The following is a 12933-nucleotide window of genomic DNA, read 5'->3' on the forward strand; positions in this document are numbered from 1 at the left end:
AATCATGATGTCTCGAGCCAGCCCTGTCATTTATTCCCGATATGTTACTCATTTTTTTCATCAAATAAATCCGCAAACAAACCATATACATATTGTTCCGGATCAAACGGCTGCAAATCATCCATTTTTTCGCCAAGCCCAACGAATTTCACCGGAATATGAAGCTCATTGCGGATCGCAAGCACGATCCCGCCTTTGGCCGTGCCGTCGAGCTTCGTCAACACGATGCCGGTGACGTTAGTTACTTCTTTAAAAATTTTCGCTTGGCTCATCGCGTTTTGCCCGGTTGTCGCATCAAGTACAAGCAGCACTTCATGCGGCGCTCCTGGAATTTCCCGTTCAATGACGCGTTTAACTTTTTCAAGCTCTTTCATTAAATTCACTTTGTTTTGCAAGCGCCCAGCTGTATCGCATAAAAGCACATCAACATGGCGCGCTTTTGCCGCTTGGATCGCATCATATATCACGGCTGCTGGATCAGAACCTGCCGATTGTTTAATGACTTCCGCACCGACGCGCTCTCCCCAGACTTCAAGTTGCTCAATCGCTCCGGCACGGAATGTATCACCTGCCGCGAGCATCACCGTTTTTCCTTCCGACTTCAGTTTATGGGCAAGCTTGCCGATCGTCGTCGTTTTGCCGACCCCATTGACACCGACAAACAAGATAACGGTTAAGCCATTTTCTTGGATATTTAATTCGGCTTTCGCGTCATCATCGCCGCGGTAAATCTCAACAAGCTTTTCGGAAATGACCGCCTTCATTTCTTTCGGATCTTGAATATTGCGGCGTTTCACTTCCATTTTCAGTTCATCAACCAGCTCCATAACGGTATTCACACCAACATCCGCACTAATCAAAATTTCTTCGAGTTCTTCAAAAAATTCTTCATCGACTTTCCGATAGCGGGCGATTAAATCGTTGACGCGGCCAGCGAATGAATCACGCGTTTTCGAAAGGCCTTGCTTAAACTTTTCCGTAACCGAATCCGCTTGTTTTGTAATTTTTTCTTTTAACTTTTTGAAAAAACTCATATCGACGCCATCCTTTCTACATTATGACTTTACAAGTTGTTTCGAATCTTCTAAACGGACGGAAACGAGTTTCGATACGCCAGATTCCTGCATCGTGACGCCATACAGCACGTCCGCTTCTTCCATCGTTCCTTTTCGATGGGTAATGACAATAAATTGTGTTTGGTCGCTGAATTGTTTTAAATATTGGGCGTAGCGATGCACGTTCGCTTCATCCAGCGCTGCTTCCACCTCATCAAGCACACAAAACGGAACAGGGCGCACCTTTAAAATGGAGAACAATAGAGCAATCGCCGTTAGCGCACGCTCCCCGCCGGAAAGCAAGCTTAAATTTTGTAATTTCTTTCCTGGCGGCTGTGCGACGATTTCGATGCCTGTTTCGAGCAAATCGTTCGGATTCGTCAGGCGCAAATCAGCGTTTCCTCCGCCGAACAGCTGGCGAAACACGTTGCCGAAGTGGGAACGAATATGTTCAAACGTTGATAAAAATCGTTTTTTCATTTCTTGGTCCATCTCGTCAATGACTTGATGGAGCGTTTCTTTTGCTTGCTGAAGATCCGCTTTTTGTTCTGTTAAAAATTGATAACGCTCTGATACCCGTTCGTATTCATCAATTGCGCCTAAGTTCACCGTTCCGAGCTCATCGATTGCCCGTTTAATAAGCTTTACTCGTTTGCGCGCTTCTTGAACGTCCACCGTTAACGGATACGCTTCTTTTGCCGCCTCAAACGAAAGCATATATTCTTCGCGAAGACGGTTTAATAAATTTTCCAACTCCACATCAAGGCGGTTAAGCTTGACTTCTTCGTCTTTTACAATATCCGCAAGTTGTTTATGCTGGCGTTTTTTCTCTTTCCATTCCCGTTCCAAATGCTCGAGCTTCGTCTGATATTGCAAACGCTGTTCACGGCGGCTGGCGATCAGTTCAATCGTTTTTTGTTTATCTTGTGATTTTTTTTGCCGCATTTTCTCTAATTCTTCTTCTCCAAAATGGCTCGAATTCATCTCTTTGATCAGAAAGGCAAGTTCCTGTTTGGACGCCTGCAGCTGTTTTTCTGTATCTGCTAGCTCGTTATGGAGCTGTTCTACTTTTTCTTGAACATTTTTTAGACGCTGCTGTGTTTCGGCTAGAGCGATTTTTTGTTCCGTCATCGCTGTTTGCAGCGCTTCTTTTGATGTCTGCTCTGTTTGTTTTTGCGCTTGAAGCGTTTCAATCGTCCGATCGATTTCCTTCAATTTTCCTTCTAAGTCGCAAAGCTGTTGTTCAATCACAGCAAGCTTTTCTGTCATCTGTTTTGCTTCTTGTTCATCATTGGCTTTTTCATGGTCGTAGAGAGCAAGACGTTCATTCATATTTTTTTCCTGCAATTGTACTTCGCGCAATTCGCTTTTTACTTCTTGAAGCGCAAAACGCTCCTCCTCTATTTGCTTTCGCAATGCAAGCGATGCCGCTTCCTCTTGATGAATCATTTTCTTCTTCGTTTGTACAAAACGTTCAAGCTGTTCTGTTTTTTGCTCCATTTCATGCAGCTTTGCCGTAATCGTTTCTAATTCACGGTTTCTGCTTAAAAGAGAATTCGCTTTTTTCGCGATTCCGCCGCCAGTCATCGCACCGCCCGGACTAACGACATCTCCATCGAGCGTTACAAGACGGTAACGATAATGAAGCAAGCGCGCTAGTTCATTCGCTCCTTTTAAATCGGTTGTGATAATCACATTTCCAAGCAAATTGGCAATGACGGAACGATAGGCGCTGTCATAATGAATGAGCTCGCTTGCAATTCCGACAAACGCCGGATGGTCTTTAATAAGGGCAAGTTGTTCGGAAGAAATCGTTTTCGGCTGCATGACATTCATCGGCAAAAAAGTGGCACGTCCGTAAGCATGCGCTTTTAAGTAATGGATCGCTTTTCGCGCTACTTCCTCATTTTCTACAACGATATGCTGCATCGCGCCGCCGAGAGCGATTTCCATCGCCGTTTCATAACGGTCAGGCACTTGAATCAATTCAACGATGGCCCCATGAATGCCCGGAAACTGTGCACGTGCTTTTAATATTTCTTTTACACCTTGGAAAAAGCCTGCATAGTCTTGCTGCATTTCTTCAAGCATTTCTTTGCGCGATTTCGTTTGTTGCAAATATTGGTACGCTTGATAAAGCATGGATTCTTTCTTTTCCAAATCGGCTTTCATCGCCGCAACTTCGTTTGTTTTTTGCTGCAAGAGCGTTTCCTTTTCTTGCAGCGTTTTCTCCATTTGTTGACGCTTTTGGTCTAGTTTTGCGTATTGCTCTTCGAGATATTTGCGCTCGTCTAAATATTTGCGGTTTTCTTCGGCAAGCGCTATTTGTTTTGCTTGTAATTTTTCTAGCAGTGTTTGCAAATGGGAACGTTCATTTTTTAGCGAAGCTTGTTCATGAACTAGTTCAATATAATCGCTTTTTAACTGCTCGATTTTCTCTTCGACGTTTGCGTCATAGGCTGAAAGAGACGCTTGTTTCTCTTTTAGTTCCGCTTGAATAGTAGAAACGGTCTTCTTTAACTGTGCAAGCTGTTCTTTCTCATGCTTTAACGTTAGCTCGAGGCGTTCCTTTTTTTCGGAAAGAGATGAAATTGTATCTTCGAGCTGCTTTTTATATTGAGCGGCATTTTTCTTTCGCTCTTTTAATACTTCTTTTTTCCCTTCGAGCTTTTCCAATTCTTCGCTCGCAACGAGCAATACTTGCTGCAGGCCGTCAATCGACTCATCAAGCGCCGTAATATGATCGCGAAGCTGTTCGATTTCCGCTTCCTCTTTTTGCAATGCTGCAGATAGCTGTATCTCTTCGTTTTGGTGCCGGGCAAGCAGTTGCTTTAGCGATGTCCATTGCTGATGCAATTGTTCAATGTCATGCACCATCAGTGCTACTTCAAATCTTTCGAGTTCATCGCGCTTTTCTAAATAATCTTTCGCGATGGATGCTTGCATTTTCAGCGGCCCTAGTTGCTGTTCTAGTTCATGTAAAATATCGCTGACACGGTGCAAGTTTTCTTGCGTTTCCGCAAGCTTATTTTCCGCTTTTTTCTTGCGGATTTTATACTTTAACACACCGGCTGCCTCTTCAAAAATGGTCCGCCTTTCTTCCGGCTTGCTGCTTAAAATTTCCTCGACGCGTCCCTGTCCAATGATGGAAAAGGCTTCTTTTCCTAACCCGGAATCCATCAATAAATCCACAATATCTTTTAAACGGCACGGTTGTTTATTAATGAAAAATTCACTTTCTCCTGAGCGATAAACACGCCGCGTAATGCTGACTTCTTGATAATCCAGCGGCAAAAATTGATCTTCATTGTCAAGAGTGATCGTCACTTCTGCCACATTCAGCGGTTTACGGGAATCACTTCCAGCGAAAATAATATCTTCCATTTTTGCGCCGCGCAATGACTTTGCCGACTGCTCGCCAAGCACCCAGCGAATCGCATCGGTTATATTGCTTTTTCCGCTTCCGTTTGGGCCAACAACCGCCGTCACCCCGGGAACAAATTCAATGGATACTCGATCAGCAAATGATTTAAACCCGATAATATCCAACCGTTTGAGGAACATTCGTACCCGCCTCACAATCTTCCTATGTTTGTACCATCACTATAACATAAATAACCGAAAGAAGGGCTGACTATATTTGGAGAGCCAGCCCCTTATTCTTTCCCTATTGTTTTTAACTTTTGCAATGCCATTTGCGCTGCATGTTGTTCTGCTTCTTTTTTTGACTTTCCAACCCCAATGCCAAGTGCCTGTCCATTTAGCGAAACGCGAGAGACAAATTCTTTATTATGTGCCGGTCCTTTTTCTTCTAAAATGCTATATTCAAGCACACCAATGCCATCGCGTTGAACGAGTTCTTGCAATTGGCTTTTAAAATCCATCACATGAGAAAAAGCACCTTCATCAATTTTTGGGAAAATCGTTTGTCCCAAAAATTGCATGACCGCATCCATTCCTTGGTCTAAATATAGCGCACCAATGAACGCTTCGAATACATCAGCCAACAGCGCTGGCCTTGTTCTCCCCCCTGTCAATTCCTCCCCTTTTCCTAAAAGCACGAGTTCGCCGAATGATAAGGCGTTGGCAAACTTGACAAGCGATGGTTCACATACAATGGCCGCGCGCAGTTTTGTTAATTCTCCTTCACTCATATGCGGAAATTTTTTAAACAAATATTGCGAAACGGTAAGCTCAAGCACCGCGTCACCTAAAAACTCGAGCCGTTCATTATCTTCATGCGGTCGTCTCCGATGCTCATTCACATACGATGAATGGGTAAAAGCCTGAATGAGAAGTTTTTCATTCGTAAAAAAAATGCCGATTTTTTTTTGCAGTTCCTTAAATTTCGCTCGCCTTTTTTCATTTATTCGTTCTTTATCTTTTTGTTTCGACATACATAAGGCCCTCCGACTTCATTCCACGCAAAAATATATATAGAAAAAGCAATGCTTTATCCTTCCTTATTATATCCGTTCATCCGTACGTTACACCGATAAAAAGCATAGAAAGCCCCGCTTTTGTAACGGGACTTTTCTATACGATATTACATGTGGCTTTTTATGTAGTTCACAGCATCTCCTACTGTGACAATTTTTTCAGCCTCTTCATCAGAAATTTCCATATTAAATTCATCTTCTAATTCCATCACAAGCTCTACGATATCTAGAGAGTCTGCCCCTAGATCATCTTTGAAAGAAGCATCCAATGTAACTTGGGATTCTTCGACACCCAAGCGGTCGACGATAATTTTCGTAACACGCTCTAATACGTCTGCCATCACATTCACCTCCCTTCATGATTATAGTAGATTCAGCTAGAAAATACTAGCGGCTATTTCAAAAACATATGATTTTACATGACCATTCCGCCGTCGACATGAAGCGTTTGCCCTGTCATATAGCTAGCAGCATCCGATACAAGGAATGAAACGACTTTCGCAACATCTTCCGGTTCGCCGAAGCGTGCAAGCGGAATTTGTTTTAACATTTCCGCCTTCAGTTCTTCACTAAGACGGTCGGTCATATCGGTTGTAATAAATCCAGGAGCAACCGCATTGACGGTAATGTTGCGGCTCGCAAGCTCACGAGCTGCTGTTTTCGTTAACCCAATGACGCCAGCTTTTGCGGCGACGTAGTTTGCTTGTCCCGGATTTCCGCTGACGCCGACGATAGAAGCGATGTTCACGATGCGGCCGTACCGCTGTTTCATCATCGGACGTGTCACTGCTTTCGTGCAGTTAAACACCCCTTTTAAGTTAATATTAATCACGTCATCCCATTCTTCTTCTTTCATGCGCATTAATAAATTATCGCGGGTAATGCCGGCGTTGTTCACTAAAATATCGATGCGCTCAAATCGTTCTAATACCGCTTTGACCATCTGATCAACAGCTTCGGCATTGGATACGTCCGCTTGAATGGCGAACGCTTCCCCACCCATATTTTTAATTTCTTCGACAACTTCATTCGCTTTCGCTTCATTGCCGGCATAATTGACCGCTACTTTTGCGCCTTGACGCGCCAGCTCCAATGCAATCGCCCGGCCGATGCCGCGCGATGCTCCCGTGACAAGCGCAACTTTTCCTTGCAACATCGTTTATTCTCCTTTCAATGCCGCAACGGTCGCTTGTAAAGACTCAAGATCGTTCACTGCGTACACGCTCACGTTGCGGTTAATTTTTTTCACAAGTCCTGACAGCACTTTTCCCGGACCGATTTCAATAAATGTATCTACTCCTAAGCCGATCATCATTTCTACCGATTGTTCCCAGCGTACAGGAGAATACAATTGCTCGATTAATAGGCGCAAAATCTCTTCTTTTTTTACGACCGGCTGTGCAGTAACGTTTGAAATAACAGGAATTTCAGCATCACGAATCGCAATGGTGTTTAGCACATTCTGCAATTTGCTTGCTGCCGGTTTCATAAGGGAAGAATGAAACGGACCGCTCACCTCAAGCGGAATAACCCTTTTTGCTCCTCGCTCTTTCGCAAGCTGCCCGGCTTTTTCTACTCCCGCTTTTGAACCGGAAATAACGATTTGCCCCGGACAGTTTAAATTCGCCAGCTGTACTGGATCGCCTTGTTCCGATACTTCTTTTGTCACCGCTTCAAGCGCGTCCGCATTCATTCCCAGCACTGCGGCCATCGTTCCTTCTCCTGCCGGCACCGCTTCTTCCATAAACTCCCCGCGTTTTCTTACCGCATACACCGCATCGGTAAACGAAATCGCTCCCGCCGCCACAAGCGCCGTATATTCTCCTAAACTATGGCCAGCGACATAATCTGCCGTAATGCCGGCTTCTTTTACTTTTTCAAGAAGCGCAATGCTCGTCGTTAATAAGGCCGGCTGTGCGTTGTACGTTAAAGTCAGCGTTTCTTGCGGCCCTTCAAAAATAAGCGAAGAAAGCGAAAAACCAAGACGTTCGTCCGCGGACTGAAACACCGCAGCGATGTTGGCATCGCTTTGCGCGACGTCTTTTCCCATACCTACCGTTTGCGACCCTTGTCCTGGAAAAATAAAAGCAATTTTCCCCATATGTTTCCCTTCCCTTATGAATGATTTTGTTCAATCGCTTCTTTTATTGTAGCGATGATATCGTTCGCTACCATTTCCCGCGCCTGACGGACGGCGTGAAAGATGGCGTTCGCATCAGACGAACCGTGCGCTTTTACGACAGGAGCGTTTAGCCCAAACAGCGCGGCTCCTCCATATTCGGAATAATCCATCGTTTTTTTCAAATCTATTAATTTCGGCTTTAAAATAGCTGCCGCTAATTTGCTTAAAAAACTGCTTGTCAACGCTTCTTTTAACATAGAAAAAACGGAAATAGCCGTACCTTCAATCGTTTTTAATGCAACGTTGCCAGTAAAACCATCCGTGACAACCACATCGGCGACGCCTTGCAATAAATCGCGCGCTTCCACGTTGCCGATAAAATTAAGATCGGTTTCTCGCAAAAGTTGGAACGCCTTCTTGGCAACATCGTTTCCCTTTTGGTCTTCTGTTCCAACGTTTAATAGACCGATGCGCGGGCGTGAAATTCCCCGCACTTTTTCCGCGTACACCGCTCCCATTAAAGCATATTGCAACAGATGTTCCGGACGGGCATCGACGTTTGCTCCGACATCTAAAAACAAAAACCCTTCGCCGCCAATCGTCGGAAGCGTTGGCGCTAATGCTGGCCGATCAATCCCCGCTATTCGTCCGACGACGAATAGCCCTGCCGCCATAAGCGCGCCCGTATTTCCCGCCGATATACAAGCATCAGCACGTCCTTCTTTCACTTCTTCGGCCATTAGCACCATGGACGATTGTTTTTTTCTTCTTACCGCCCGCACTGGTTCATCCGTTGCTTCGATCACTTCATCGGTATGAATGACAGTGATCCGCTCGTCCGATGTAAGATAAGGACGAATTTTGCCCTCGTCTCCGAATAGAGTAATATGTACATCTGAAAAGTGCTGAACGGCCTTCATCGCCCCGAGAACAATTTCTTTTGGTGCATGGTCTCCTCCCATCGCATCAATTGCTATTTTCATTGCTGTCTCCATCCTTTTTTTCGCGATTTGATCGATACATTTCAAACGTTCCGGAAAAGACAAGTTCTTGTCCGACGTAGCTGTTTACTTCCACAATCGTTCGTCCGTTCTCTTTTTCGCCAACCACTTTTGCTTTCGCTACCACTCGTTCATTTTCTTTCACTTGTCTTGTAAAGCGAATGTTCGCTTTTGCTGTCAATGCAAGCTCATCGTTGATGACGGCAACGGCAAGTGAATTGGCTTGGGCAAATAAATGATGACCGCGCGCAATGCGGTTTCGCTTAAACACATGTTCTGCTTTCACATCGAAAATAGAAATGGCGCTATGGTCGGGCTCAATATCGATAATTTCCCCGATTACTTCCTCAATCGGAAGCGACCTGACTTTATCGGCCAGCGATTGCTGCGCGACATGTTTAATTCGCTCACGCAGTTCAGGTATCGACAACTCTAAACGATCTAAGCGGATCGTTTGAACGCTGACGGAAAATTTTTCAGCTAATTCCTCATCGGTAATAAACGGATTTTCTTGAATCGTTTCTTGCAAAAGCCGTTGTCGTTCCCGTTTGCTTTTTCGCATCTATTTACACCGTCCACTTCTATGACTAGGTACTAATAGTAGTATATAATCTCAAAAAAAAGATTGCAAGCAAAAAAAGTGGTTTCATTCTTCGGTGAAAATGGCGAAAACGGCTCCGCATCAATCTAATTTTTCGCCATCTAGCACACCGGATTCTTGTAAATAAAGACGCAGCCATTGATATGGCTCATCGCGCCAAAAAGCAGTAGATTGAACTAATTTTGCCGCATCGTTGCGCGCTACTTCCAGAATGCGATAATCATGTACGACGTCTCCAAATTTAAATTCAGGCATACCGCTTTGTTTGGTGCCAAAAAAATCACCAGGGCCGCGCAACTGCAAGTCTTTCTCTGATAGAACAAATCCGTCTGTCGTTTCCGTCATAATGCGCATTCTCTCTTTTCCTGTTTCTGATTTTGGATCAGCAATTAAAATACAATATGATTGCTCATCACCGCGGCCGACCCGACCGCGCAATTGATGCAACTGTGCCAGCCCAAATCGTTCCGCATCGTAAATCACCATGACAGTGGCGTTCGGGACATTAACGCCAACTTCCACAACAGTAGTAGAAACTAACACTTGCACACGATTTTCGCTGAACGCTTTCATTACTTCCTCTTTTTCCTCCGAAGAAAGCCGTCCGTGCATAAGGCCGATATGATATTTCCCTTTGTAATAATGTGTCAACATGCTATGAACATCAATCGCGTTTTGCACATCTAATTTTTCCGATTCTTCAATGAGCGGACAAATGACATATGCTTGGTGTCCTTTTTGAATTTCTTTTTCGATAAAATCAAGGACGCGTTCAAACATATGGTGTTTTACCCAATATGTCTGCACCTTTTTTCTTCCGGCCGGCATTTCGTCGATCACCGACACATCCATTTCGCCAAACGCAGTAATGGCAAGCGTTCGCGGAATTGGTGTCGCCGTCATCATCAACACGTCAGGCGATTGCCCTTTTTCGCGCAAAATCCGGCGCTGTTCCACTCCAAACCGATGTTGTTCGTCTGTAATCACCAAACCAAGCTTCTTGAAATTTACTTCTTCTTGAATAAGTGCATGTGTCCCAATAATAATGTCAATATCTCCACAAGCAAGCTGTTCTAAAATTTCCTTTCTTTTCTTTCCTTTCACAGAACTCGTTAGTAACGCCACCGTTACATCGGTTGATGTGAATAATGTTTGCAATGACTGCGCGTGCTGCTCCGCTAGAATTTCCGTCGGCACCATTAGCGCTCCTTGATAGCCGGATAGAACGGCAGCATATAATACAATCGCCGCAACGACCGTTTTTCCCGAACCAACGTCTCCTTGAAGAAGGCGGTTCATACGGTATGGGGATCGCATATCTGCTAGTATTTCATGAACGACGCGCTGCTGTGCTTTTGTCAACGAAAATGGAAGCTGTTGGATGAAGTCATGCAATTTTTCCTCCAAAAACGAGTGGGCGATTCCTTCCGAATATTCCCTTTGCACTTTACGAAGAGCATGAATTTTTAATTGAAAAAGCAAAAATTCCTCGTATACAAGCCTCCGTCTAGCCTGCTTCAATTCCTCATGAGAACGTGGAAAATGGATCGCCCGAATCGCTTCCTGCTTTGAAATAAGCCGGTACGTTTGCCGTATCGATAGCGGGAGCGGATCCACGATTGCTTCGCCGTATTGCGTTAAAGCCAACTTGATAAAACGACGCATTCCTTTCACTGTGATGGATCCACGAACCGAGTAAACAGGTTCAATTTCCCGCTTTTGCGGCAGCGGTCCTAATTTCAATTCATATGCCGTAATCATTTGACGGTGTTGATCCCATTTTCCAATGACTGTAACGGTATCGTTAATGGATAATTTTCCTTTTAAATAAGGACGATTGAAACAAACGACGGTGATTAAATACCGCCCCACAAGCAGACGAAATGTCAAGCGCGATTTTTTTTTCGTATAATAGGTAAGAGAAGGCTCGCTATGAACCTTCCCTTCGACTGTTACTTTTTCGTCGTGTTTTACTTCCGCTAAATCTTTTATCTCATAATCTTCATAGCGGTATGGAATATGCATAAACAATTCCTCGATCGTTGTAATCCCCATTTCCCGAAGCGCTTCACTTGTTTCTTCTCCAATTCCCTTTATTGCTGTAACAGGTTGTTGCAACTCACGATTCACGGCTATTAGCTGAAACGCCGAAAATTTTTGCCGCTAAAGCGCGGCCGGTCGGCGTTGCTGCTAACCCTCCTTCTGCAGTTTCTTTCAATGCAGTTGGCATCGTTTCACCGATGCGAAACATCGCTTCAATGACCTCGTCACATGGAATGCGGCTTTTAATGCCAGCAAGCGCCATGTCCGCTGCTACCATCGCATTTGCCGCTCCCATCGCATTTCGCTTTACACATGGAACTTCGACAAGACCAGCGACAGGATCACATACTAATCCTAACATATTTTTTAAAGCGATCGCCATCGCTTCCGCTGCTTGGCTCGGCGTTCCCCCTGCAAGTTCGACTAACGCTGCCGCCGCCATTCCCGCGGCTGAGCCAACCTCCGCTTGACACCCTCCAGCCGCTCCAGAGATGGATGCGTTATTGGCAACAACAAAACCGAATGCCCCCGCTGTAAATAAAAATTCAATCATCTCTTCACGCGTCGGCTTTAATTTTTCTTTTACTGCAAAAAGCGTCCCCGGGACAACTCCGGCAGAACCCGCGGTCGGCGTCGCGCAGATGACGCCCATTGCCGCGTTTACTTCATTTGTCGCCACCGCTTTACTAACGGCATCTAAAATCGTTTCTCCTGATAAAAAATTCCCTTGGCTGATATATTGTTGCAACAACACCGAATCCCCGCCAGTGAGCCCCGATCTGGAGACAACGCCAGCAAGCCCTTTTGCAACGGCTTGTTCCATTACTTGTAAGTTTTTATCCATTTGCTCAAAAATTTCTTCACGGCTTCTCCCCGTTACTTCTATCTCTTGCCGAATCATTACTTCGGCAATTTTAATGTTTTGGCTTTCCGCCAATTGCACAAGTTCAGCAACGTTGCGAAACATCATGATGCGGCCTCCTTTTTTGCAAACGCTTACGCTAGTCCACAATGTTTGTTACTTGGATAATATGCGGCAACGCTGTCAGTTCATCAATCACTGTTTGATCAATCGGCTGATCTATTTCAATGGTCATCAATGCTTCTTTTCCTTTTTCTTTCCGTGACACTTCCATATGTCCAATATTAATCGCATATTTCGCTAAAACATTCGCCACCGACGCGATCGCCCCATACCGGTCATTATGCATAATGAGCAATGCCGGATGATGACCAGACAACTTCAACTCAAATCCGTTTAACTCGATAATCTCGATTTTTCCACCGCCAATGGAAATACCGACAAGTTCCAATTCCCCTTTTTCATCTCCAATGCGCACTCTCGCAGTGTTAGGATGATGTGGGATCGCATCTTCTTCATAAAAAGTGACTTCCATTCCTTCTTGTTTCGCAATTTCAAGCGAATGCGGAATTCGCTCATCAAATGTATCGAAATCAAGAAGGCCTCCAACAATGGCCACATTGGTTCCATGCCCTTTATACGTCTGCGCAAAAGAACCGTAAAAGGAAATATGTGCCCATTTCGGTTTTCTGCCAAATAAGCTGCGAGCCACTCTCCCGATTCGCGCCGCTCCCGCTGTATGCGAACTGGATGGGCCAATCATAATCGGTCCGATAATATCAAAAACGCTTTTATATTTCACATTTCCAC

General features: G+C 44.8%; 11 protein-coding genes. All 11 read right to left on the bottom strand.

Annotated features, from left to right (window positions below; genetic code table 11):
- Window positions 1-44: 44 nt before the first annotated feature.
- Window positions 45-1034, bottom strand: coding sequence for a signal recognition particle-docking protein FtsY (gene ftsY / locus QSJ37_RS05740; RefSeq protein ID WP_285754292.1), 990 nt, complete (start codon window positions 1032-1034; stop codon window positions 45-47).
- A gap of 21 nt (window positions 1035-1055) precedes the next feature.
- Window positions 1056-4619 (bottom strand): chromosome segregation protein SMC, encoded by a 3564-nt coding sequence (gene smc, locus QSJ37_RS05745; protein ID WP_285754293.1) that lies wholly within the window; start codon window positions 4617-4619, stop codon window positions 1056-1058.
- Between the two features lie 92 nt (window positions 4620-4711).
- A complete protein-coding gene (rnc, locus tag QSJ37_RS05750; RefSeq protein ID WP_285754294.1) occupies window positions 4712-5452 on the bottom strand; it encodes a ribonuclease III in 741 nt (246 codons plus the stop codon).
- Window positions 5453-5601: 149 nt separating this feature from the next.
- Entirely contained in the window at window positions 5602-5835 is a 234-nt protein-coding gene (locus tag QSJ37_RS05755; RefSeq protein WP_003251806.1) for an acyl carrier protein, read from the bottom strand.
- 74 nt (window positions 5836-5909) lie between these two features.
- Window positions 5910-6650, bottom strand: a complete 741-nt coding sequence (gene fabG / locus QSJ37_RS05760; protein ID WP_285754295.1) for a 3-oxoacyl-[acyl-carrier-protein] reductase — start codon at window positions 6648-6650, stop codon at window positions 5910-5912.
- Window positions 6651-6653: 3 nt separating this feature from the next.
- Window positions 6654-7595, bottom strand: coding sequence for an ACP S-malonyltransferase (gene fabD / locus QSJ37_RS05765; RefSeq protein ID WP_285754296.1), 942 nt, complete (start codon window positions 7593-7595; stop codon window positions 6654-6656).
- Between the two features lie 14 nt (window positions 7596-7609).
- Window positions 7610-8599, bottom strand: coding sequence for a phosphate acyltransferase PlsX (gene plsX / locus QSJ37_RS05770; RefSeq protein WP_285754297.1), 990 nt, complete (start codon window positions 8597-8599; stop codon window positions 7610-7612).
- Entirely contained in the window at window positions 8583-9179 is a 597-nt protein-coding gene (gene fapR / locus QSJ37_RS05775; protein WP_285754298.1) for a transcription factor FapR, read from the bottom strand. Before fapR ends, plsX begins: the two co-directional genes overlap by 17 nt.
- A gap of 120 nt (window positions 9180-9299) precedes the next feature.
- Entirely contained in the window at window positions 9300-11348 is a 2049-nt protein-coding gene (gene recG, locus QSJ37_RS05780) for an ATP-dependent DNA helicase RecG (protein ID WP_285754299.1), read from the bottom strand.
- Complete coding sequence (gene sdaAA / locus QSJ37_RS05785; RefSeq protein ID WP_285754768.1) at window positions 11338-12228, bottom strand: L-serine ammonia-lyase, iron-sulfur-dependent, subunit alpha; 891 nt, start codon at window positions 12226-12228, stop codon at window positions 11338-11340. The genes recG and sdaAA overlap by 11 nt, the downstream gene beginning before the upstream one ends.
- A 34-nt stretch (window positions 12229-12262) precedes the next feature.
- Window positions 12263-12925 carry an L-serine ammonia-lyase, iron-sulfur-dependent subunit beta gene (gene sdaAB / locus QSJ37_RS05790; RefSeq protein ID WP_285754300.1) on the bottom strand — a complete coding sequence of 221 codons (663 nt, stop codon included), beginning with the start codon at window positions 12923-12925 and terminating at the stop codon, window positions 12263-12265.
- Window positions 12926-12933 lie beyond the last annotated feature (8 nt).

The sequence above is a fragment of the Parageobacillus sp. G301 genome (genome assembly GCF_030268025.1).
Lineage (GTDB): Bacteria > Bacillota > Bacilli > Bacillales > Anoxybacillaceae > Parageobacillus_B > Parageobacillus_B toebii.

What these genes read in the sequence shown, in the direction of transcription:
- ftsY (WP_285754292.1), bottom strand. Translation starts at nt 1,034, where the DNA reads ATGAGTTTTTTCAAAAAGTTAAAAGAAAAAATTACAAAACAAGCGGAT.
- smc (WP_285754293.1), bottom strand. Translation starts at nt 4,619, where the DNA reads ATGTTCCTCAAACGGTTGGATATTATCGGGTTTAAATCATTTGCTGAT.
- rnc (WP_285754294.1), bottom strand. Translation starts at nt 5,452, where the DNA reads ATGTCGAAACAAAAAGATAAAGAACGAATAAATGAAAAAAGGCGAGCG.
- QSJ37_RS05755 (WP_003251806.1), bottom strand. Translation starts at nt 5,835, where the DNA reads ATGGCAGACGTATTAGAGCGTGTTACGAAAATTATCGTCGACCGCTTG.
- fabG (WP_285754295.1), bottom strand. Translation starts at nt 6,650, where the DNA reads ATGTTGCAAGGAAAAGTTGCGCTTGTCACGGGAGCATCGCGCGGCATC.
- fabD (WP_285754296.1), bottom strand. Translation starts at nt 7,595, where the DNA reads ATGGGGAAAATTGCTTTTATTTTTCCAGGACAAGGGTCGCAAACGGTA.
- plsX (WP_285754297.1), bottom strand. Translation starts at nt 8,599, where the DNA reads ATGAAAATAGCAATTGATGCGATGGGAGGAGACCATGCACCAAAAGAA.
- fapR (WP_285754298.1), bottom strand. Translation starts at nt 9,179, where the DNA reads ATGCGAAAAAGCAAACGGGAACGACAACGGCTTTTGCAAGAAACGATT.
- sdaAA (WP_285754768.1), bottom strand. Translation starts at nt 12,228, where the DNA reads ATGTTTCGCAACGTTGCTGAACTTGTGCAATTGGCGGAAAGCCAAAAC.